The following is a 21075-nucleotide window of genomic DNA, read 5'->3' as shown; positions in this document are numbered from 1 at the left end:
TGTCCGTGCCGCCATCCGACCAGGATGATCGACCGGCCGACACCCGCCGAACATCCATTAATGACAGTGTGTCGGCTCAGGGCCAGATCATGCCGCCACCGAGGTTGTGGGCGACGATCTGGCCGTGGCCGAGCACCGTGCCGCTGCCGACCCGGAACACCTGGCCCGGATCGGTTTCCGCCTCGACGGTCGTGCCGACGACGACCTCCCGCAGCGGTTCGAGTTGGTCCGGGTGCACCTCCAGCATCGCCTCGAAGCGGCCCTGCCAGCGGGTGGCCACGAAGTCGGGCGAGGAGTCGCCGCCCAGCACGGACCGGCGGGAGTCCTCCAGCGCGTCCGCGACCTCCGAGGCCCGGCCCTCACTCGTCCGGGCGTAGAGCCTCGTCAGCCGGTCCCGCACGATCGGCCACATCTCCGAGGCCATCGCGGCCACGACCGCCTGACCGGCCTGCCGGGCCAGCGACATCACCATCGGATCCATCAGGTGTCTCCCCGCTCCTGGTCGTCCTTCGGCCCCCACATCTCCCTCAGCACCGCACCGATCGCCGCATGCTGTGGATGGTCTTCGGGAAGGACCCGATGCTGTCGGTCACTCGCCTCGGCGAGCAGCCGCCGCGCGGCCGTCTCGTCGCCCAGCCGCTGTCTCGCCCGGGCCAGCAGGATCATCGCGCGCAGGGTGTCCGGGTGGTCGGTGCCCAGCAGCTCTCCGTAGCGCGCGACCACCAACTCGTAGGTCTCCGCGGCGGAGTTCTTCTCCCCCATCTCGAGCCGGATCGCGGCGATGTTCTCCAGTGACGCCAGCGTGGCCGGATGCTGCGCGCCGAGCCGCCGGCGCCGTCCGAGGTGCACGGCCTGCTCGCAGTTGAGCGCCTCCGCCAACCGGCCCGCCCCGAAGAGCATCGTGGCCCGGTTGCCCAGCGCCACCAGCGTGTCGGGATGGTCCGGCCCGAGCGCGGCCTGCCGCAGGGCCAGGAGCGTCTCGTTCCGGCTCAACGCCTCCTCGCGTCGATCCTGGCTCCACAGCATCACGGCGAGGTTGTTCAACGCGGCGAGGGTGTCGCCGTGCTCCGGACCGAGCAGTTCGGCCCGCCGCGTCCAGACGCGCTCGGCCAGCACGAGCGCCGTCTGAACCTCCCCGGTCTGCCAGGCCAGCGCGGCGAAGGTGTGCAGGGCCGCGATCGTGTCCCGATGGTCGGGGCCGAGCAGGTTGGTGAAGCGTGCCGCCGCGTCCTGGCTCAGACTCACCGCCCGGTCGATCTCACCGACCGCGGAGAGCTGACCGCACAGGAGGAGCACGAGCGCGCGCAGCGACTGTCCCTGGGCCCAGTCGGCGGCCACCACGTGCGGAAGCAGCCGCCGGTACCGGGGCCAGCTGCGCGCGTCGACCGGATCACCGAGCCGGGCGGAGACCAGGAGCCGCTCGCCCTGACGCCGGTACGACTCCTGGGCGATGATGGTGAGCTCCTCCCGCACGGCCTCCTGCACCAGCGGGTGCACGCGGAACGAGTCCTCGTCCCGCTCCACCAGGCTGTGGTCGTGCAACGTGGCCAGCAGCTCGTCGAAGTTCGAGTCCCGCGTCATCGCGTTGCGCAGGCCCGGGTGGTCCGCGGCGGCCGGGGTGTCGACGAAGAGGCTGACCGGGATCGGGTCGGGGGCGAAGAACGCCACGATGCGCAGCAACTCCACGGCGGCCGGCGCCTCGTTCCACAGCCGCTCCCGCGCCCAGGCCCAGAAGGGAGCCAGGATGAAGCCGGACGACCGGGTGTGCGTGTCGCCCCGGAGGTTGCCCGCCACGGCGGGACTGGTGGCGGCCAGCGCCAGCGCCAGCGCCAACCCACCGGCCCGCCCGGCGATCTCCCGTGCCGGGCCGTCGCCCAGGTCGGGCTCGATCCGGCGGAGCAGCTCGACGGACTCCGCCTCGGACAGGACGGACAGCTCGTGCCGGACCACGTCCGCGCCCCAGCCCTGGAGCCGGGAGGTGATGAGGACGTCCATCACGGGCAGCGGAGCCACCGTGCGCCAGTCGCGGACGTCCTCCACCCCGTCGAGGATCAGCAGACACCGCCGATTGCCGAGCACGAAGGGCAGCTCGCGGCCCGGCTCGTCGAGGTTGGGATCCTCCGTCCCGCCGAGCGCCACGACGAGCTCCGCCACGCCGAGGACGACGTCGTCGCGGGACCGGGCGGAGACCCACCACACGGCGTCGTACGTGGGGGCGAACCGGTGCACGAACTCGGCCGCCAACGCCGTCTTGCCGACCCCGGCGAAACCGCAGATCACCTGCGTGACGCCACGGCCCCGGAAGCCGGCCCAGAGGTCGAAGATCTCCTCTTCGCGGCCGACCAGGTCCCGCAGCCGTACCGGTGGCATCCGGGCGATCTTCGGCAACCGGCCGGGGAAGTCGCGTGACCCGACGCCCGCGTCCCGGGGACGAAGACCACCGGTGGACGGCTGCACCAACCGGATCGCGGTGAGCAACCGCTGGCGCGCCGTCTTCTCGTCCTCTCCGGCCAACTGGATGCCGTTTAGGTCCCGCAGCCCCGCCGGCGTCGGGCACTCGACGACCTGCACCGGGATGAGGCGCGCCGACTCGCCGCCCGGATCGACGTCGCGGGCGAGCCCCCACTCGCGGCGTAGCCCCACCGTCCGGAGCGCCGCGGGGGACAGCAACGCGAGCGTCACGTCGCTGGACAACATGACCCTCTCGATCTCCTCCGACAACCGGGCCCCGGGACGGAGGTTTCGCGACGAGGCCCAGACCCGGTAGCCGGCCTGTTCCAGCTCGGCGGCGATCCATTCGGCCCACCGCTGGTCGGCGGGGTGATGACTGATGAAGAAGTCGTACAGGCTGACCCCGACGGTCCGCCGCCAGAAGCGCCTGACCAGCGCCTCCCGCTCCGACACCGGCAGCGGCTCGGCCTCGGTAACCCGACCGCCCGTCACGCGGGCGGTCAGCCGCTCGTAGGCGGCCAGCAACGAGCCTTCCTGGTGCGGGCGGTCACCGACCGATGCCAGGATCTCCTCGTAGGCGTAGAAGATCTTGTAAGGGATCTCGACGTCACCCCAGTAGCGGTCCCGCTCCTCCCGGCTCCCGACGTCGACGAAGCGCCGGAAGCCGTGCCGCACGTAGCTTCGGGCCGCCTCCAGCCGGGCCTTCTCGCCGTCCTCCACCCGCGACGGCACCGGGAGGATACGCAGGTCGCGGTCGCCACGCTGCCGGCGTACCGAGTCCGCGACGGCCAGCGCGCCGGTGACGCTCTGGTTGTTGAGCGTGAAGCAGATGACCAGGACGTCCGGAAGCTGCACCGTGCAGATGCCCGACGTGTCGTTGAGGCCGGTCCGGCTGTCGATCAGCACGTAGTCGTAGTGCCGGCGCATGCTGCCCCTCATCTCCTCGATGAAGGAGCCGCCGTGCAGCCGGTCGTAGAAGTTGTCCCAGTCGAACGACATGGCGCGGCTCGCGTACGACCGGTCCTGCCGGCCGGCGGGCAGGAGGTCGACGAACCCACCGTGGGGAAACTCGTGGCGCAGAGACACCGCGTACTCCAGCACGTCGGCGTGCGTCTTCCGCCACTGCTCGCGGTTGTCGAGCGACGGATCGACCATGCCGGCCGCGTAGCTCCACAGCATGTCCATCAGACCCGGCGTGGAGGTCAACTCCTTGTCCAGGAGGAACGGGTGGAAGTAGCGGTGCAGACCGGGCGCCTCCAGGTCCCAGTCCACGGTCAGCACGCGATTGCCGTTGCTGGCCAGGATCCAGGCCATGTTGGCCAGGGCCATCGAACGACCGGTGCCACCCTTGTACGAGTAGAAGGTGACGATGCGTCCCGTCGTCTCGTCGGCATCCATCAGGCCGCCCCCGGTCCGTCCAGGATCGGGCGGTCGACGACCGGGGCGGCATCCGCGAACTCCGGCACCGGGTGTCGCTCGAAGACGAACTTCTGGGTCCGGATGAGCACCTCCCGCAACGTCTGCTGGAACTCGTCCACGCTGCGAAGCGAGTGGTGGAAATTCGGATGCGGAACCCGCATGTTCTTCGCGAACAGGTTCGACACCGATGCCCCCAACGTCGTCACGTTCGCCGTCGACTCCGCGTCCGCCGGGTTCCACGGCACCAGCACGGCGCAGTTGCCGTAGAAATGGTGGTCGTAGGGCTCCAGCGCCTCGGCGTACGCCGGGATGAGTGTGGCCCAGGCGTCCACCAGCAGGACGACCAACTCATTCGCCGACTCCGCGTCGGTGAGCAGTTCGGGCAGCTTCTCGGACGCGCCGACCGGGTGCGAGGTGAGGTCCTGCTCGTCCGCGACCGTCATCGCGTAGCGCACCACCGGCTTGACCGCCTCCGGGAGGTAGGGCATCCAGTCCTCCGAACGCGTCCCGTAACGGTCCACGTCGACGCGCTTCTCGGCGGCCTCGGTCGCTGTCGGCGCCGCCACCACGAGGTGCACGTGTCGCGGGCCGCTCGTGCAAGGCTCCCCCGCCCTCGGCCGGGGAACGGGACTGTCGCCATCTTCACCGGCCACGGGCCGGAAGACGTCCGGCGCGGTGTCGAAGTCGATCGCCGCATCGTACGCCGGAAGCTCGTACCGCGCGGCTACGGTACGGATCCGGTCGACCAACTGGTCCAGGAAGTCGTCGTAACGGTCGCGGTGCCGGGCCTTTTGCTGCACCATTTTTCGCAGGGCGATCGGGGGCTGCTGGGTTCCCAACACGCCACTTCGCGCCCAGATGTCCTGGGCGAGCCGTGGGATGCCGACCTGGCCCGCACCGAAGACGTCCTCCCACAGCACCGGCACGATCAGCTCCGGCGTGACGCCGTGCTCCTGCTCGTACGACCGCAGTCGGTCGGCGAAGATCCCCCACTCCTGACCGCAGAAGCGCGCATCGAAGTATCGCGGCGAGTAGAGCGGCACGAACACGTTGCAGGTGCCGAGCGCCTTCGCGACGGTGGGCCGCCACTGTGTCCCGTCGTCCATCCTCCCGTACTCGAAGCCGATGCGGTCCTCCGGCAGGTTGGTGCTCCGGCGGATCTCGTCCGACAGATCGGTGAAGAAATCGGAGACGAGCCCACCGCGCCCGTCCTCGCCGCAATAGCTGAGAAAGAAAAGAAACGACATCCCCGCACACTCTCGCCGACGACCGGGGGTCAGTCTGAACGAGACAGTGACGGTGCGGCAATCGTCGACTTGCCGACAGTTCGGCTGATCGGCTGCTCAGGCCAGCAGCGTCAGGACAAAACCGGTCGCGTAGACGATGGCGAACGAGACCGGTATCCACTGTTCGAGGTGGGTCAACGGCCAGTACCGCGACGGGTCACGACCCTCGCCCAGCGCCTTCCACTCCGCCCGCCAGTACGGCGAAGCCGGCAGCCGCTCCTCCAGCGCGCCGATCACGACGTACTTCGCGGAGTTGAGCTGACGATAGGAGCGCAGCAACCAGAACCAGGCCGCACACTGCAACAGCAGCGCCGCCACCGGGACGGCCAGATAGCTCGGCTCGACGCCGTCGCGACTGCGCCAGATGACACCGGCGGCGGTGGCGATCAGCGTGTTCAAACTCAGGAAGAACGTGTTGGTGAGGCCGCGCCGGGCACTGACCCGGTCGGCCATCTCCACATAGATCTTGTACTGCTCCAGCACCACCTTACGGCGGTCGTCGGCGTCCGGGGAATCCTCCTCGTCGGCCGCGCCCCACAGCAGCGGGGTCACCTCGTCGAAGCGGGCCGTCGTCGTACCCAGATACCTGCCCATGTTCACCGCTACAGTGTGGCGGTCCCGCCTCGGGTCGCAAGTCCGGGCGAACCATCGATCCGCGCTGCCCGTCACCGCGGCTGCTGGCCGATCAGGGCGCAGACCGCCAGGTACACCTCCCGACGGCGGATCTGGTCCTTCCGCTCGACCACGAACACGAGGTCACCCCGGCGGGTGCGCAGCAGGACACCCGGGAGCATGTTGGACGCCCCCAGGAGGCGGCTCACCGGATGCCGGACGTTGCGGTCGGCGACGGCTCCCGCGAGCCCCGTCATGTGGAACTCGTCCTCGCGCGCCGACAGGATGTCGCCGGCGGCGAGCCGGTCCGTCACCAGCCGTCCGCCGGCCATCAGGCTGCGCGTCACGGCGAGGTGGTCGGCGAAGACCCGCATCACCGCGTGGATCCGGCTGGCGTCGGCGCGGGCGCCGAGGCCGGCGGTGAACCCCTCGAACGTCACGAGCGGCGCGGCGCCCGCAGACGTGGGGGCGGCGCGCAGTCTCCGCTTGCCGCGACGGGCCGCCATGACGCCGAGCAGGAGCGGAGCACCCCCGATCAGCAGACACAGCAGGAAGCCGAGCGCGGGACTGTTCCGGCTCATGGGTGTTTCCCTTCCTCGACGGCGGAGCGGACCTTGATCCGACCACGATGGACGGTCGGCGGGATCGGTTGCCGGGCCGCAATCAACGGCGCGCTCGCGGGCCACCGCGCCTGATCGGCCGACCCGACCGGCCTCGACGGCGACCCGGGCCGCCCGATCAGGCGGCAGTGACGACCGGGTCCGAGCGCCGAGGACCGTCAGGCAGACGGACGGGGTTGATCGTGGGAGTCTGCCGGCTGGCCCGGGTCTCGGTCCCGCGGGCCGCGGGACGCCAAGGCCGCCGGCTCCGGCCGACCAGGCTTCGGGAGCAGGTGCCGCACCTGCTCCACCGAACCCCCGCGAACACCCAGGCTCTCCCGGGCGGCTCGGTAGAACCGGTCACGCCCCAGGTCGGCCCGATGGACCATGCCGGGCACGTCCGTCGGCGGCCGGGGCAGGTCCCGGGCCGCCGACTCGATGTCGCGGACCGCGTGCCGCCACTCGGCCGCGGCCCGGACCGTCGCCTCGTCACCGAGCAGCAGCACCGACTCCCACGCCAACGTGTGCCGGACGTCCGCCTCGGCCAGTCGGGCCACTCCCTCGTGGTGGTCGAGCGCCGGCCGCCGCGCCCCGGGACGGTGCTCGCCGAGCATCTGGGTCGCCACGGCGTGGATCTCCTTGACCGCCTTCGTCAGCTCCACGTACGCGTCGAGACGCCGCTCGTCCCACCGGACGGTCTGGCTCCGGCGCCACCGGGTCCGCTCGTTCAGGCCGGTGGCGAGCATCGTGCCCGCCGTACCGATCAGGACGCCGAGCAGAGCCGGCAGTTGCGTCCCGAGGCTTCCCAGCACGCTCATCGATCCCCCGCCCGCCGATCCCGTCCGGCCGACCACGCTATCGCTGGTTCCCCGAGCTGCGATCACCGGGCCGCGAAGCCGATCGGGCGGCGGCGCACCTGGGCTACGACGCCCGGGGCGCCGGCGGCGCACGCCTCCGGGTCGAGGCGTCTAACGGAAACGCGGAGCGCAATTCCGAAGAACGTACCGGCAACGACCGTGCCTTATCGTGCCCGGATGATGATCCCGACCGAACCGATCGGCAGCATCCCCCGCTCGCCCGAACTGCTGGCCGCCGTCGCCGACCACGCGGCCGGCCGGATCGGCGCCGACGAACTCGGGACGCGGTACGACGAGGCGGTTCGGGACACGATCACGCGGCTGGTGGCGCTCGGGTCGCCGGTGGTGACCGACGGCGAGCAGCGCAAGCCCAGCTTCGCGACGTACCCGCTCGCCGGGCTCACCAACCTGGCGCCCGACGGCGTCGTGATCCCGTTCGCGGACGGCCACACCCGGCAGCTGCCGAGGCTGACCGAGGGGCCGTTCCGGTACGCGGTGCGGTCGGTGGAGTACCTGCGAGGCGCGCAGCGGTACGCGACGGTGCCGGTCAAGCAGGCCGTCATCGCGCCGTCCGCGCTGAGCCTGCTGTACCCGGCGGACGGCATCGCCGGGTACGACCGGGAGGCGTTCCTCGACGACCTCGTCAACGAGGCCGAGGCGGACATCCGTACGGCGCTCGACGCCGGCGCGGACTCGGTTCAGCTCGACTTCACCGAGGGCCGGCTGTCGGTGAAGCTCGATCCGTCCAAGGGGTTGCTGGAGTCGTTCGTGGCGCTCAACAACCGGGTGCTCGACCGGTTCACGGACGCGCAGCGGGCGCGGATCGGGGTGCACACCTGCCCGGGTGGGGACCGCGACTCGACGCACAGCCTCGACGTTGACTATGCCGAACTCCTGCCGGGCCTGTTCGCGCTCAACGCGGGCCGGTTCTACGTGCAGCTCGCGAGCGAGCCGGACCCGAAGCGGGTACTCGCGACGATCGCGGCGCACGCCCGGCCCGGACAACGAGTTTTCGTCGGCGTCACGGACCCGATCGACCCGCGGGTCGAGACTCCCGCGCAGGTGCGCGACCGGGTGCTTCTGGCCGCCGAGCACCTCGGGCCCCAGCGGCTGGGTACCTGCGACGACTGCGGGTTCGCGCCGTTCGGCGATGACGTGTCGACGTCCCGGGAGACGGCATTCGCGAAGGTACGGGCCCGGATCGAGGGTACGGCCCTGGCCGCCGAGCGGCTCTGACCGTCGGCGACGACCCGCACCGGACCGTCCGCGACCAGGGCCGGGATTCCCGGTCAGTCCTGCGTGCAGGCGAACAGGGTCCAGGCGTCGACCTCGGTCGGGTTGAGCGGCCGGGCCGCCGGGAGGTAGGCGGACAGGTCCCGGAAGTCGGCCGTGGCGTTGTGCACGCACACCGCGAGCGCGCCGTCGAGCAGGTCGCGGACGGCCTGCGCCTCGGGCGCGGTCACGTCCTCCAGCAGCGGACTCCACACGTCGAGCGTGAACACCACGTGGCAGGCGCTCTGGTCGGCCTTCACCACGCAGTAGTAGCGCCCGGTGTCGGCCAGCCGGTTGCGGATGTTCGCCCAGGTCATCGCGCCGGAGATGTCGGCGACGTCCGCGCCGGGCGCGCACGCCATCTGGAAGAACCAGCGCGTCGGGTCGCCCTGGACCACCGCGCCGTAGACCAGGACCAGCCCACCCTGGTGGTACACCACGAAACCCTGCACGTCGGGGGTGAGGGTGAGGAAGTCCGGGGTCCACACCCGGTCGTACTGCCGCTCGGCGAGCGACCTGAGGAATTCGATGGTCCGTCCGGCGGCCCGGCGCGCTTCCACGCCCATGCGTTCAGTCCCTCCCGCGCCCGGCCCGGCGGACGTCGGCTCGTCGGCACGCGACCACGCCATGACGGTCGTGACCGGCACGGCTCCGGCGATCAGCATTCGCACCCCACGGACCGGCCGCAGCCGTCGGTGGCGCCCCACCACCCGAGGGGTTTGCGGAAGCCTCACGCTACGAAGCGCGACCTAGCGGAATCAAGACATCACCCTGAGATCACGGTCCGGTCTGGACGGTCGGTCCCGTTGACGGGACCGACCGCATTGAGCACGTTAACAGACCCGGCGGCAAGTCCCGTCGATCGGACTATCCGACACGTCGTCCGATCGGACGAACGCGAGCCTCGGCCCGCCCGCGCGGCTGCCCACTCCGGCCGTACCCGGTTGTTAGGTTGACTCCGGGACACCCCTCACCCGACCGACCCGCCGCCGCACGACGGCCGGGCGGCCGGCTGCCGTCCGGCGGAGAGGGGTGCGATGACGGCGATGCCACCGGATCCCGGCCCGACCGGCCGGCGACCGGGCCCCGGCACACCTGTCGGCGCCCGGCGGCGCTGGGCCGGGCGGGCCCGGGCGCTCGGTGACGCGGCGCGCCGGCGCGTCCGGCGGTTCTGGGCCGGCGCGCAGCCCGCGCTGCGCGGCCTGTGGTGGACCGAGGAGCCGGCTACGCCGGTGACCACCGTCGACCGGCGGCAACCGGAGCAGTTGGTGGTGCCGGCCCAGGGCCAGGTCTACGTGTTCGGGGTCCGGGCCACCTACACCTGGTCGTCGGAGACCGCCCGGCCGGAACTGTTCGGCTGGTACGTCGACTATTTTCAGCCGCAGGCGACGCAACGGCTGCACCGGCTGGCGGTCCGCTGCGCGGCGGAGGTGCCGCCGCACCGTCCGCGCGACCTGCTCGCCGCGCTGACCGCGGCGCTCGCCGAGCACGATCCACCACCCTGGGCGTACGCGCGGGGCGACGTGACGTTCACCTGCGAGCCCGACGTGACGGTGCACCTGGACGAACGGGTCCGCCGGCTGCTCCAGCCGTACTGGGAGCAGCGCATCGCGCTGGAGTGCGAACGCGACCTGGCCCGCCGACGCGCCGAGTACGCCGCGGAACGCCACCGGCGCGACCCGCCCCCACCCGACGCGACGGAGCCGGAGCGACCCCCCGGCGGCACGGGGCGCGCCGCGGCCCGACCGGCGCCGCCCCGACGCGGCCCGCGGCCGGACGCCCCGGCGGAGATGTTCATGCCGCTGAACCCCCTGCTACCCCCACCCACCCCTGACCCGTGACCGTGACCCGTGACCCCACTCCCGCGATCTTGCACTTACGGCCCCGGGAAAGTCGGACTTGATGTGGTTCAGGGGGGCAGTATCTGCAAGATCGACGAGGGCCAAGGGCGGGGGCGGGCGGGGCGGGGTCAGCCGACCAGGGTGGCGTAGCGGCCCTGGTGGTCGAGCAGGGTGGTGTGGGTGCCGGACTCGACGATGCGGCCGTGGTCGAGCACGGCGATCCGGTCGGCGTCGCGCACCGTGGAGAGGCGGTGCGCGATGGTCACCACGGTCCGGCCCCGGGCCAACTCGTCCAGGGCCCGCTGCACCGCGCGTTCGGTCTCGGTGTCCAGCGCGCTTGTCGCCTCGTCGAGCACCAGGATCCGCGGGTCGCGCAGCAGTGTCCGGGCGATGGCCAGGCGCTGCTGCTCGCCGCCGGAGAAGCGGTGGCCACGGGAGCCGACCATGGTGTCGTACCCGTCGGGCAGCGCGGCGATCAGGTCGTGGATCCGGGCGGCGCGGGCGGCGGCCTCGATCTCGGCGTCGGTGGCGTCCGGCCGGGCGTACCGCAGGTTGTCCCGCACGGTGGCGTGCAGCAGGTACGTCTCCTGGCTGACCACGCCCACGACGGCGGCCAGGTCGGCCAGGCGCAGGTCGCGCAGGTCGACGCCGTCGATGGTGATCCGGCCGGCGTCCGGGTCGTGCAGGCGGCTGATCAGGGCGGCGAGGGTGCTCTTGCCGGAGCCGGTCTCGCCGACCAGGGCCAGGCTGGTGCCGGCCGGCACGTCCAGGGTGACGCCGGCCAGCGCGGCGGTGTCGCTGCCCGGGTAGCTGAACGTGACGTCCTCGACGCGCAGGTGGCCGCGGACCGTGGCCGGGTCCAGCGGCGTCGGGCGGGCCGGCTCGGCGACCTCGACCGGCAGGTCGAGGTACTCGAAGATGCGGGCGAACAACGCGAGCGAGGCGGTCAACGTGACACCGACGTTGAGCAGGCCCATCAGCGGGCGGAACAGGTTGCCCTGCAACGCGGTGAACGCGACGAGCGTGCCGATGGTGAGCGTGCCGGCGGTGCCGGGCAGGCCGGCGCCGAGGTAGATCACGGCGGGGATGGCGGCGAAGACCACGGTCATGGCGGCCATCCGCCAGCGGCCGGCCAGCTCGGAGCGCAGCTCCAGGTCGACCAGGCGGGCCGAGGAGGCGGTGAACCGGTCGACGAGCGCGGCGCCGGTGCCGAGCGTCTTGGCCAGCCGGACGCCGCTGACCGACAACCCCTCCTCGATGGTGACGGTGAGGTCGGCCAGCTCGCGCTGGCGCCGGGCGGTGATCTCCCGGCGCAGCCGGGCGACGCGGCGGGTGAGCCAGAGCGCGGGCGGCAGGACGATCACCGAGACGAGCGTGAGTCGCCAGCTCAGCGCCACCATGGCGACGGTGGTGGCGACCACGGTGGTGAGGTTGGCGGCGATGGAGGTGGCGGTGGAGGTGACCACCGACTGCATGCCGCCGATGTCGTTGGTGATGCGCGACTGCACCTCGCCGGTGCGGGTACGCACGAAGAAGCCGATCGACTGCCGCTGGAGGTGGGCGAAGACGTCGGTGCGCAGTCGGTGCATGACCTCCTGGCCGACGCGGGTGGAGATCCAGGTCTGGACGACGCCGAGCACGGCGGTGACGGCGGCCACCGCGATCATGGCCGCGACCAGCCAGGCCAGCAGCGTCAGGTCGCGGTCGGGCAGGGCCCGGTCGATCACGGTACGCAGCAGGAACGGCGAGGCCATCGCGATGATCGACGACGCCACGATGATCGCCACCACGGCGGCGAGCGGGCCGCGGTGGGCGGTGAAGAGGCCGCCGATGCGGCGTAGCGACACGTCGCGGGCCTGTGCCTTCTCGGCGGGGGACACGGTTCGGCCGGCTCCGCGGCCGTCGGGGATGCGATCCAAGGGGGTGCTCCTTCGTCGGGGGTAATGCTGAGGTTACCTCATCATGAGGGAACAACAGGATCGACTGCTACCGTATTCCGGGTGAGCGGCAGCGACGAGGAGAGCCCGGCCGAGACGTTCTGGGCGGTGGCCCGACGGCTGCGCCACCAGACCAAGCGCGCGCTGGAGCCGTGGGAGGTCAGCCCGGGGCAGGCGCGGGCGCTCGGCATCCTGCTGCGGCACGGCGCGTTGCGCCCCGGCGCGCTCGCCGAACACCTGCACATCGCGCCCCGCTCGGCCACCGAGGTGGTCGACGGCCTCCAGGAGCGCGGCCTGGTCGAGCGGCGGCCCGATCCGGGCGACCGGCGGGCCACGCTCGTCGCGCCCACCGCCGAGGGCGAACGGGTCGGCGCCGCCATCCGGGCGGCCCGGGCCACCGAGGCGGAACGGTTCTTCGGCGCGCTCGACCCGGGCGACCGGGCGGAGCTGACCCGGATCCTGCGCCGGCTGCGCGACGAGTAGCGCCGCCACCGCGGTCATCCCTCGCCCTAAAACGGCCGGACCTCGATCGGCACGGGCGACCCCCTGCCGCCCTCCACCCTTTCACACGAACGGCGGACACCGGTCTCGACACGCGGGCGGGCGGGATTCCCGCCGGGATCCGGGTATGCCCGGCCGTGGGCGACGGCCGGGTGATCGTGGTGGGGGCGGGGTTCTCGGGGCTGACCTGCGCGCTCGCGGTCGAGGCGGCCGGCGGGCGGTCGCTGGTGCTGGAGGCCCGGGACCGGGTGGGCGGCCGGACGCTGAGCCGACCGCTGCCCGGCGGTGGCTGGCTCGACCTCGGCGCGCAGTGGATCGGCCCCACCCAGGACCGGATGTACGCGCTGGTCGCCGCGTACGGCCTGGAGACGTTCCCGTCGCCGGCCACCGGCGCGCCGACGCTGGTGCTCGACGGCGTGCCGGTGGCCGGGCCGCCGGCCGGGCTGGCCGGGCTGCTCGACACGCTGGACGCGCTGGCGGCCGGGGTCGACCCGGTCGCGCCGTGGCGGGCCGCCGGGGCGGCGGAGTGGGACCGGACCACGCTCGGCGGGTGGCTCGCCGCCACCGCGCCCGATCCGGTCACCGCCCGGTACGCCGGCCGGCTGCTGGCCGGTGGGCTGCTGGCCGCCTCGCCGGCCGAGGTGTCGCTGTTGCAGATGCTTTTCTACCTGCGCAGCGGCGGCGGCGTCGGATCGCTGCTCGGCATGGCCGGCGGCGCGCAGCAGGACCGGATCGTCGGCGGACCGGCGGCGCTGGCGCAGCGGATGGCCGACGCGCTGCCGCCGGGTCGGCTGCGCCTCGCCGCGCCGGTGGACGCGATCGCCCAGGACGCCACCGGCGTCCGGGTCCTCGCCGGCGGTCAGGCGCACCACGGCGACGCGGTTGTGGTGGCGGTGGCCCCGGCGCTGGCCGGCCGGATCCGGTACGACCCGCCGCTGCCGGCGCTGCGCGACGGCCTGTCCCAGCGGATGCCGATGGGCGCGGCGGTCAAGGTGCACGCGCGCTATCCGGAGCCGTTCTGGCGGGCCGACGGTCGCTCCGGGGTGGCCACCACGGACACCGGGCCGCTCACCGAGACGGTGGACAACTCGCTGCCCGGCTCGCCGGGCGGGGTGCTCACCGCGTTCAGCTACGGCGCGCAGGCGCGGGCGCTGCGCCGGCTGTCGGACGGGGCGCGCCGGGCCGCGTTGCGGGACGCGCTGGCCGCGCTGTTCGGCCCGGCCGCCGCCGAGCCGGTGGACCTCGTCGAGTACGACTGGTCGGCCGACCCGTGGACCCGGGGCTGCTTCTGCGGCATGGTGTCGCCCGGCTCCTGGTGTGACTACGGCCCGGAGCTGCGCGCGCCGGTGGGCCGGGTGCACTGGGCCGGGACGGAGACCGCGACCCGGTGGAGCGGCTACCTGGAGGGCGCGGTGACCGCCGGCGAGCGGGCCGCCGCCGAGGCGCTCGGCAGCCTCGACCGACCCGGATCCAAAGAAAATCTTCGATGCGTCTCTTGAAAAGTTTCTCCGCACTGTGACCTAATGTTGACAGTTCCTTTCGTACTCCCGCCGCCGCGAGGCGGCAACCCCCAGGGAGGAAAGATGCACCGTCACCTGCGATCGGCGCTGCGCGCGGCCGGCGCCGCCCTGCTCGCCACCGTCACCGCCGCCGCCGCGGCCCTGGCCGGCGCCGCGCCCGCCCAGGCCGCCCCGGCCGGCCTGCCCGGCATGGACGTCTCCAGCTACCAGGGCAACGTGAACTGGTCCGGCGCCTGGGCCAACGGCGCCCGGTTCGCGTACGTCAAGGCGACCGAGGGCACGTACTACACCAACCCGTACTTCGCCCAGCAGTACAACGGCTCCTACAACGTCGGGATGATCCGCGGGTCCTACCACTTCGCCCGGCCGGACACCACCACCGGCGCGACCCAGGCGAACTACTTCGTCGACCACGGCGGCGGCTGGTCGCGGGACGGCCGGACGCTGCCCGGCGCGCTCGACATCGAGTACAACCCGTACGGCGCCACCTGCTACGGGCTGAGCCAGGCGTCGATGCGGAGCTGGATCGCCTCGTTCGTCAACCAGTACTACGCGCGCACCGGCCGGTGGGCCACCATCTACACCACCACCGACTGGTGGAGCACCTGCACCGGCAACACGTCGCAGTTCGCGGCCAACAACCCGCTGTGGATCGCCCGGTACTCCAGCAGCGTCGGCACGCTGCCGGCCGGCTGGGGCACGTACTCGTTCTGGCAGTGGTCCTCCTCCGGCGTGTTCCCGGGTGACCAGAACGTCTGGAACGGCACGCTGGACCGGCTCCGCGTGCTGGCCTGCAACGGCACCTGCTGACCCCACCGGCGGGGCGGGTCGCTGCGGCCCGCCCCGCCGCCGTGTCCGAACCCGACGAGGAGGCCCTCATGTCCGTTCCTCTCCCCCGGCGGGCCGTGCTGCGCGGCGCGGTCCTGCTCGGCGCCGCCGCCGGCGCCGGCGCGCTGACCCAGGTCGGCGCCGGCCGCGACGCCCGGGCCGCCGCCACCCGGGTCGACCAGCCGACCATCGCCAACTGCGCGACCTGGGGCGCCCGGCCCCCCTCGTCGCCGGTGAGCGTGGTGCAGAGCCGACCCAACAAGATCATCATTCATCACACCGCGTTCCCGAACACCACCGACTACAGCCTCGCCCAGGCGTACCGGAACTCGCGCGACATCCAGAACCTGCACATGGACAGCAACGGCTGGCTCGACTCCGGGCAGCACTTCACCAACAGCCGGGGCGGCTACCTGACCGAGGGCCGGCACGGCAGCCTGTACGGGCTGCTGCACGGGCAGAGCATGGTGCAGGGCGCCCACTGCGTCGGGCAGAACAGCCAGGCCATCGGCATCGAGAACGACGGCATCTACCTCGACGTGCAGCCGCCGCAGGCGCTCTGGGACAGCCTGGTCTGGTTCTGCGCGTTCACCTGCCAGCAGTACGGCATCGCGCCCACCGAGATCTACGGGCACAAGGACTTCAACTCGACCCAGTGTCCCGGCCTGCTGCACGACCGGCTGCCCGAGCTGCGGCGTACCGTCGCCGGCCGGCTCGGCGCCTGAGAGGTAAGGCGGGGGCCCTTCTTGACGCATTCGGTAGAGGAAGGGGCCCCGCTCAACTCGACGGACCCGCCAGGCGCTCGCCCACTCGGCTCCGCCGGCCGGGTCGCCACCAGTTCGCCCGGCCGAGCAGGGCCATGGTGGCCGGCACCAGCAGGCCCCGCACCACAGTGGCGTCGACCGCGACGGCCACCGCCATGCCGAGACCGAACATCTTGATCACCGGGTCGTCCTGGAGCACGAAGCCGGCGAAGACGGTCACCATGATCAGCGCGGCCGAGGTGATCACCCGGCCGGTGCCGGCCAGCCCCGCGCGGACCGCCACCCGGTTGTCGCCGGTGGCCCGCCAGGACTCCTGCACGGCGGTCAGCAGGAACACCTCGTAGTCCATGGAGAGCCCGAACAGCAGCGCGAACAGCATCATCGGCAGGTAGCTCTCCACCGGCACCGGGCCGGACAGGCCGGTCAACCCGACGCCCCAGCCCCAGGCGAAGACCGCGGTCAGCACCCCGTACGCGGCCCCGATCGAGACCAGGTTCATCACCGCCGCCTTGACCGCGACGACAGGCGCCCGGAAGGCCGCGTACAGCAGCACGGTGGACAGTCCGACCACCACCGCGATGACCCACGGCATCCGCGCCCCCACCCGGTCGGCGAGGTCGACCCGGGTGGCGGTCGCGCCGCCCACGTGCACGGCCGCGCCCGGCACGTCCGCGGTCCGCAGCGTCCGCACGAGCGCCGCGGTGGCCGGATCGCTCGGCGCCGTGCGCGGGTACGCGGTCAGCGCCACGGTCCGCCCGTCGTCGGCGAGCCGGACCGGGCTGACCCGGGCGACGCCTGCGGTGCCGGCCACCCGGGCGGTCAGCCCGGTGACCCGGGGGTCGGCCCCGGAACCGGCCGGCGGCGTCAACTCGGCGACCACCGTCAACGGTCCGTTCACGCCCGGCCCGAAGCCGGCCGCGAGGCGGTCGTAGCTGGTCCGCCCGGCGGTGCCGACCGGCTCGTCGCCCGCGTCCACCTGGCCCAGCCGCAGGTCGAGTGCGGGCGCGGCGAGCACGCCGAGCAGGAGCAGCGCGAGCAGCGCCCAACGCCACGGCCGGCGGGTGACCCGGTCAGCCTGCCGGGCCCACCCGGTCGTCCGGCCCGCCCCGGCGACGGGGCCGCCGCCAGGGTCGCCACCGGTCCGGCTGTCCGTCCCGGCGACGGGGCCGCCGCCGGGGTCGCCACCGGTCCGGGCGCCCGTGGGGGGCGGCGGGGCCGGGCGCCGGCGGCGGATGCGCAGCCGGTCGATCCGGTGCCCGAGCAGCGCCAGCAGCGCCGGCAGCAGCGTCACCGCGCCGGCCACCGCGACGACCACCACCAGGCCGGTGGTCCAGCCGAGCGTGCCGAGGATCGGCACCCCGGCCACCGCCAGTCCACCGAGCGCGACCACCACCGTCCCCCCGGCGAACACGACCGCGCTGCCCGAACCGGCGACGCTGCGGGCGACCGCCTCGGCCGGCGGCACGCCCTCGGCCAGCAGCCGGCGGTGCCGGGTGACCAGGAACAGCGCGTAGTCGATGCCGACGCCGAGGCCGACCATGGTGGCCAGCGTGCCGGCCACCGACGGAACCGCCACCAGGTGCCCGGCCAGGCCCACCGCGCTGACCGCGCAGGCCAGTGTGAACAGCGCGGTGACCAGTGGCACCGCGGCGGCGACCAGGCCACCGAAGGCGAGCAGCAGGACCAGCGCGGCGACGGCCAGGCCGACCAGCTCGCTGTCCCGCGAACCGCCGCGTTCGGCGGCCGAGGCGAGCACCCCGCCGGGGGTGACCTCGATGCCGGCGGCCCCGGCGGGCGCCGCCGCGTCGGTGATCGCGCGGGCGAGCGCCCGGTCCACCTGACGCGGTGACACGTCGAGCCGCACGGTCAACCAGCCGGTCCGCCCGTCCGGGCTGAGCGTGCCGGCCGCGGCGCTCAGCCCGTCGACGCCTGTCACGTGGCGGACGTCGGCGACCTCGTGGATGACCCGGGCGAGCGCGTCCCGGCGGGCCGGGTCGTCGAGCCGCCCGTCGTCGACGCGCAGCACCAGTTGCCCGCCCGTGCCGCCGCCCGACCCGGTCCGGTCGAGCAGGTCCCGGGCCTGTTGGGCGTCGCTGCCGGGCAGTGCCACGTCGTTGTCGACCGGTCGGCCCAGCACCGCCGCGGCGCCGACCAGCGCGACGGCCAGCAGCAGCCAGGCCGCCAGCACCGTACGGGGACGGCGGGCGCAGAACCGGCCCAGGCCGCCCAGCATCCGGTGCACCGGACTTCCGTCGTCGACCCGCATCAGGCCCCTCCACAGCGCGCGCCGGCCCGGCCACCGGCCGCCGGCAGGGTGAGATCGTGCCCGCCGACCCGGACCAGGAGCCCGTCGGCGGTCGCCGTCACCGCCCGGTAGGACAGGCCGGCCGGCAGGGCGGGCAGGTCCCGCCCGAGGTCCGGACCCCCGCCGAGCCGGTCGAGCAGCTTGCCGGCCGGCCGCCGGATGCCGAACACCTCCACCTCGGTCGGCGTGAGGGTGAGGCGTCCGCCGGTCAGCGTCGGGCGGGCCAGCAGGGTGACCGGGACGGCGGACAGCTGCGTCTCGATGCCGAGCAGCCCGTCGACGTAGCGGTAGCGCAGCGTCCGGCCGGCCGCCTCGGTGGGCAGCGCCTCGTAGCCGACGAGCACCGCCACCGCCACGTCGCCGATCCGCGCCGGCCCGTCGCCGGTCCGGACGTTCCGCAGGTCCGCGTCGGCGCGGGCCACCCGCAGGCCGCCGACCCGGGCGCCGGCCACGGCGACCCGGAGCCGGTCCAGCCGGCCGCCGAACACCTGGGGCAGCACCGGGAAGCCGGCCAGCTCGACCGAGGGCCGGGCCACCCCGGCCGCGCAGGCGACCCGGTCGGCGAGCCGCCCGGCGACCAGCCGGGCCGTCACCCGGTCGGCGACCACCGCCGCCACGACGAGGAACAGGACCGCCGTCCCGGCGAGCAGCCGGCGGCGGGTGAGTTTACGCATGCGCCGAGCACACCAGGGCCGGCTGGGCGTCCGACCGGAGTCGGATGAGAGAACGTCAAGAGTCGACGCCGGGCAGCCGGAACCAGACCGTGGTGCCCGCGCCCGGTGCGGTGTCCAGTCCCAGCTCGCCATCGTGCGCGGCGACGATCTCGGCGACGATGGCCAGACCCAGTCCACTGCCGCCGGCGCCACCGTGGCTGAACCTGTCGAACGCGCGGGCGGCCAGTTCGGGCGTCATCCCCGGCCCGGTGTCGCGGACGCGTACCTCGACCCGTCCCTCGCGGCGGCCCACCTCGACCACCGCCGACGTGCCCGCCGGGGTGTGCGCGCGGACGTTGGCGAGCAGGTTCGCGAGCACCTGGCGCAACGCGTCGGCGTCCCCGCGGACCGGGGCCGCCTCCGGCGCGGCGACCCGCAGCGGGCGGCCGGGCTGCACCGCCAGCGCGTCGGCGACCGATTCCCGGGCCACCTCGGCCAGGTCGACGGGGTCGCGGTCGAGCCGGGGTTCGGCGTCGAGCCGGGCCAGGTAGAGCAGGTCGTCGAGGATCCGGCTCATCCGGGTCGCCTCCTCGTCGCCCCGGCGCAGCACCTCCGGGCGGCGTGCCGGCTCGACCATGTCCCGGCGCAACAGGTGCAGGTAGCCGCGGATGGAGGTCAGCGGCGTCCGCAGCTCGTGCGAGGCGTCGGCCACGAACGTGCGCAGCCGGTCCTCGGAGCGGGACCGGGCGGCGATCGCCGACTGGAGCCGGGTGAGCATCCCGTCGACCGCGCGGGTCAACCGGCCCACCTCGGTGCGGTCGCTGCCCTCGACCGGCACCCGGCGGTCCAGGTCGCCGCCGGCGATCGCGGTCGCCGTGTCGGTGATCCGGTCCAGGGGGCGCAGGCCGCGTACCAGCAGCAACCGGGCGAAGCCGGCGAGCAGCACCAGCACGGTCAGGCCACCGGCCGCCTCGACCAGGACCAGGCGGCGCACCGTCTCGCGTACCGGGGCGAGCGGGAGCGCGATGAGCACGACCGCCTCGCCGGCCCGCACGGTGACCGCCCGCCAGGCCCCGTCGGCGAGCGTGGTCGCCGGGCCGGGAGCGCCGTCGGCGGGCGGCGCGGGCGCCCGGGCCAGCAGCGGCTCGGCCGGCGGCGACCCGCCGAGCCGGGTCAGCGTGCCGTCCGGGTGCCGGATCTCCACCAGGTAGTCGGAGGGCGCGACGACCGCGCGGGCCACCCCGCCGGGCTCGCGCAGCAGCACCCCGACCCGCTGGGTCGCCAGCGCCGCGCCGGCGCGGAGCTGGTCGTCGGTCCGTTCCAGCAGGTACGCCCGCAGCCCCGCGACGCTGACCACGCCGGCCACCAGCAGGGCCAGGGCGGTGAGCGTCACCATGCCGGTGAGCAGGCTGCGCCGCAGCGGCAACCGGCTCATCCGCCGGCCCGCAGCGCGTACCCGAACCCGCGCTGGGTGACGATCAGCGGCGGCCCGAGCGGGTCGAGCTTGCGACGCAGGTAACCGATGTAGGTGTCGACCACGTTCGAGGCGCCGCCGAAGTCGTAGCTCCACACCGCCTCGAGGATCTGGGTGCGGCTGAGGACCCGCCCGGGGTTGAGCATCAGGTAGCGCAGCAGTTTGAACTCGGTCGGCGAGAGCGCGAGCGGATGGCCGGCGCGTCGGGCCTGGCAGGTCTCCTCGTCCAACTCCAGGTCGGCGTAGCGGAGCAGGCCCGCGCCGGCCTCGGCGTCGGGGCCGATCCGGCGCAGCACCGCCCGGACCCGGGCGACCAGTTCGTCGACCGAGAACGGCTTGGTCACGTAGTCGTCGCCACCCCAGGTCAAGCCCGCGATCTTGTCGCGTGGCGCGTCGCGGGCGGTGAGGAAGACGATGCCGAAGCGGTGCCCGGCGGCGCGCAGGCGGCGGCAGAGCGCGAACCCGTCGCCGTCGGGCAGCAGCACGTCCAGCACCAGCAGGTGCGGTGGCCGTTCGCCGGACAGCCGCTCGGCGTCCCGCGCGGTGCCGGCGGTCACCACCTCGAAGCCGTGGAACCGCAGCACCGTCGCCACCATGTCGACGATGTTCGGCTCGTCGTCGACCACCAGGACCGTCGTACCCATCGGGACCAGCAGAACACAGGTCGATGAGAGTTCGATGAGAATCAGCCAGAGCTCACCGCAGCGCCGCGCGAGACGACGGGCCGGCCCGGAAAGCGACGTGCGGAACGTCGGT

General features: G+C 73.5%; 18 protein-coding genes. 6 read left to right on the top strand and 12 right to left on the bottom strand.

Annotated elements, in window-relative coordinates:
• Nucleotides 1–76 precede the first annotated feature (76 nt).
• From ACIA6B_RS18855 to ACIA6B_RS18830, 6 genes are all read right to left on the bottom strand, one after another.
• Entirely contained in the window at nt 77–481 is a 405-nt protein-coding gene (locus ACIA6B_RS18855) for a hypothetical protein (protein WP_396774870.1), read from the bottom strand.
• The gene (locus tag ACIA6B_RS18850; RefSeq protein ID WP_396774868.1) at nt 481–3849 is read right to left on the bottom strand and encodes a KGGVGR-motif variant AAA ATPase; all 3369 of its coding nucleotides are present in this window, start codon (nt 3847–3849) and stop codon (nt 481–483) included. Before ACIA6B_RS18850 ends, ACIA6B_RS18855 begins: the two co-directional genes overlap by 1 nt.
• Nucleotides 3849–5117 carry an FxsC protein gene (fsxC, locus tag ACIA6B_RS18845; protein WP_396774866.1) on the bottom strand — a complete coding sequence of 423 codons (1269 nt, stop codon included), beginning with the start codon at nt 5115–5117 and terminating at the stop codon, nt 3849–3851. Before fsxC ends, ACIA6B_RS18850 begins: the two co-directional genes overlap by 1 nt.
• A 96-nt stretch (nt 5118–5213) precedes the next feature.
• Nucleotides 5214–5756: a hypothetical protein gene (locus ACIA6B_RS18840; protein ID WP_396774865.1), complete on the bottom strand. Its 543-nt coding sequence runs from the start codon at nt 5754–5756 to the stop codon at nt 5214–5216.
• 65 nt (nt 5757–5821) lie between these two features.
• Entirely contained in the window at nt 5822–6349 is a 528-nt protein-coding gene (locus tag ACIA6B_RS18835; RefSeq protein WP_396774863.1) for a hypothetical protein, read from the bottom strand.
• A gap of 197 nt (nt 6350–6546) precedes the next feature.
• Complete coding sequence (locus ACIA6B_RS18830) at nt 6547–7185, bottom strand: hypothetical protein (protein ID WP_396774861.1); 639 nt, start codon at nt 7183–7185, stop codon at nt 6547–6549.
• A 216-nt stretch (nt 7186–7401) separates the two neighbouring features.
• Here ACIA6B_RS18830 and ACIA6B_RS18825 point away from each other — a divergent pair, with 216 nt between their 5' ends.
• The gene (locus ACIA6B_RS18825; RefSeq protein WP_396774859.1) at nt 7402–8460 is read left to right on the top strand and encodes a cobalamin-independent methionine synthase II family protein; all 1059 of its coding nucleotides are present in this window, start codon (nt 7402–7404) and stop codon (nt 8458–8460) included.
• Between the two features lie 53 nt (nt 8461–8513).
• On the opposite strand, the gene ACIA6B_RS18820 is transcribed toward ACIA6B_RS18825, so the two are convergent.
• Complete coding sequence (locus ACIA6B_RS18820; RefSeq protein ID WP_396774857.1) at nt 8514–9062, bottom strand: hypothetical protein; 549 nt, start codon at nt 9060–9062, stop codon at nt 8514–8516.
• 480 nt (nt 9063–9542) lie between these two features.
• Here ACIA6B_RS18820 and ACIA6B_RS18815 point away from each other — a divergent pair, with 480 nt between their 5' ends.
• Nucleotides 9543–10337 carry a hypothetical protein gene (locus ACIA6B_RS18815; protein WP_396774856.1) on the top strand — a complete coding sequence of 265 codons (795 nt, stop codon included), beginning with the start codon at nt 9543–9545 and terminating at the stop codon, nt 10335–10337.
• A 128-nt stretch (nt 10338–10465) separates the two neighbouring features.
• Here the strand turns inward: ACIA6B_RS18815 and ACIA6B_RS18810 are convergent, their stop codons facing one another.
• Nucleotides 10466–12217: an ABC transporter ATP-binding protein gene (locus ACIA6B_RS18810; RefSeq protein WP_396774854.1), complete on the bottom strand. Its 1752-nt coding sequence runs from the start codon at nt 12215–12217 to the stop codon at nt 10466–10468.
• Between the two features lie 120 nt (nt 12218–12337).
• Between ACIA6B_RS18810 and ACIA6B_RS18805 the strand changes: the two genes are divergently transcribed.
• From ACIA6B_RS18805 to ACIA6B_RS18790, 4 genes are all read left to right on the top strand, one after another.
• Nucleotides 12338–12757, top strand: coding sequence for a MarR family winged helix-turn-helix transcriptional regulator (locus tag ACIA6B_RS18805; RefSeq protein WP_396774853.1), 420 nt, complete (start codon nt 12338–12340; stop codon nt 12755–12757).
• Between the two features lie 155 nt (nt 12758–12912).
• Nucleotides 12913–14274 (top strand): flavin monoamine oxidase family protein, encoded by a 1362-nt coding sequence (locus ACIA6B_RS18800; protein WP_396774851.1) that lies wholly within the window; start codon nt 12913–12915, stop codon nt 14272–14274.
• Nucleotides 14275–14358: 84 nt separating this feature from the next.
• Complete coding sequence (locus ACIA6B_RS18795) at nt 14359–15105, top strand: lysozyme (RefSeq protein ID WP_396774849.1); 747 nt, start codon at nt 14359–14361, stop codon at nt 15103–15105.
• A gap of 68 nt (nt 15106–15173) precedes the next feature.
• Complete coding sequence (locus ACIA6B_RS18790) at nt 15174–15848, top strand: peptidoglycan recognition family protein (protein WP_107159717.1); 675 nt, start codon at nt 15174–15176, stop codon at nt 15846–15848.
• A gap of 52 nt (nt 15849–15900) precedes the next feature.
• Here ACIA6B_RS18790 and ACIA6B_RS18785 read toward each other — a convergent pair whose 3' ends face one another.
• From ACIA6B_RS18785 to ACIA6B_RS18770, 4 genes are read right to left on the bottom strand one after another with little or no spacing between them, the layout of a single operon-like run.
• Complete coding sequence (locus tag ACIA6B_RS18785; RefSeq protein WP_396774846.1) at nt 15901–18153, bottom strand: MMPL family transporter; 2253 nt, start codon at nt 18151–18153, stop codon at nt 15901–15903.
• Nucleotides 18153–18866 (bottom strand): DUF2993 domain-containing protein, encoded by a 714-nt coding sequence (locus ACIA6B_RS18780; protein WP_396774844.1) that lies wholly within the window; start codon nt 18864–18866, stop codon nt 18153–18155. The genes ACIA6B_RS18785 and ACIA6B_RS18780 overlap by 1 nt, the downstream gene beginning before the upstream one ends.
• Nucleotides 18867–18921: 55 nt before the next feature.
• On the bottom strand, nt 18922–20280 hold the full coding sequence (locus ACIA6B_RS18775; RefSeq protein WP_396774843.1) for a sensor histidine kinase: 1359 nt from the start codon (nt 20278–20280) through the stop codon (nt 18922–18924).
• Nucleotides 20277–20963: a response regulator transcription factor gene (locus ACIA6B_RS18770; protein ID WP_396774841.1), complete on the bottom strand. Its 687-nt coding sequence runs from the start codon at nt 20961–20963 to the stop codon at nt 20277–20279. Before ACIA6B_RS18770 ends, ACIA6B_RS18775 begins: the two co-directional genes overlap by 4 nt.
• Nucleotides 20964–21075: the final 112 nt, after the last annotated feature.

Origin of the sequence: Micromonospora sp. NPDC051141, assembly GCF_044455765.1 — a bacterium.
In the GTDB taxonomy this organism is placed as follows: domain Bacteria; phylum Actinomycetota; class Actinomycetes; order Mycobacteriales; family Micromonosporaceae; genus Micromonospora.
This window is presented reverse-complemented; position numbering and strand designations above follow the sequence as displayed.

Bases quoted from the DNA above. Each gene is read 5' to 3' on its own strand.
- ACIA6B_RS18855 (WP_396774870.1), bottom strand. From the start codon at position 481: ATGGATCCGATGGTGATGTCGCTGGCCCGGCAGGCCGGTCAGGCGGTC.
- ACIA6B_RS18850 (WP_396774868.1), bottom strand. From the start codon at position 3,849: ATGGATGCCGACGAGACGACGGGACGCATCGTCACCTTCTACTCGTAC.
- fsxC (WP_396774866.1), bottom strand. From the start codon at position 5,117: ATGTCGTTTCTTTTCTTTCTCAGCTATTGCGGCGAGGACGGGCGCGGT.
- ACIA6B_RS18835 (WP_396774863.1), bottom strand. From the start codon at position 6,349: ATGAGCCGGAACAGTCCCGCGCTCGGCTTCCTGCTGTGTCTGCTGATC.
- ACIA6B_RS18830 (WP_396774861.1), bottom strand. From the start codon at position 7,185: ATGAGCGTGCTGGGAAGCCTCGGGACGCAACTGCCGGCTCTGCTCGGC.
- ACIA6B_RS18825 (WP_396774859.1), top strand. From the start codon at position 7,402: ATGATGATCCCGACCGAACCGATCGGCAGCATCCCCCGCTCGCCCGAA.
- ACIA6B_RS18820 (WP_396774857.1), bottom strand. From the start codon at position 9,062: ATGGGCGTGGAAGCGCGCCGGGCCGCCGGACGGACCATCGAATTCCTC.
- ACIA6B_RS18815 (WP_396774856.1), top strand. From the start codon at position 9,543: ATGCCACCGGATCCCGGCCCGACCGGCCGGCGACCGGGCCCCGGCACA.
- ACIA6B_RS18795 (WP_396774849.1), top strand. From the start codon at position 14,359: ATGCACCGTCACCTGCGATCGGCGCTGCGCGCGGCCGGCGCCGCCCTG.
- ACIA6B_RS18790 (WP_107159717.1), top strand. From the start codon at position 15,174: ATGTCCGTTCCTCTCCCCCGGCGGGCCGTGCTGCGCGGCGCGGTCCTG.
- ACIA6B_RS18785 (WP_396774846.1), bottom strand. From the start codon at position 18,153: ATGCGGGTCGACGACGGAAGTCCGGTGCACCGGATGCTGGGCGGCCTG.
- ACIA6B_RS18780 (WP_396774844.1), bottom strand. From the start codon at position 18,866: ATGCGTAAACTCACCCGCCGCCGGCTGCTCGCCGGGACGGCGGTCCTG.
- ACIA6B_RS18775 (WP_396774843.1), bottom strand. From the start codon at position 20,280: ATGAGCCGGTTGCCGCTGCGGCGCAGCCTGCTCACCGGCATGGTGACG.
- ACIA6B_RS18770 (WP_396774841.1), bottom strand. From the start codon at position 20,963: ATGGGTACGACGGTCCTGGTGGTCGACGACGAGCCGAACATCGTCGAC.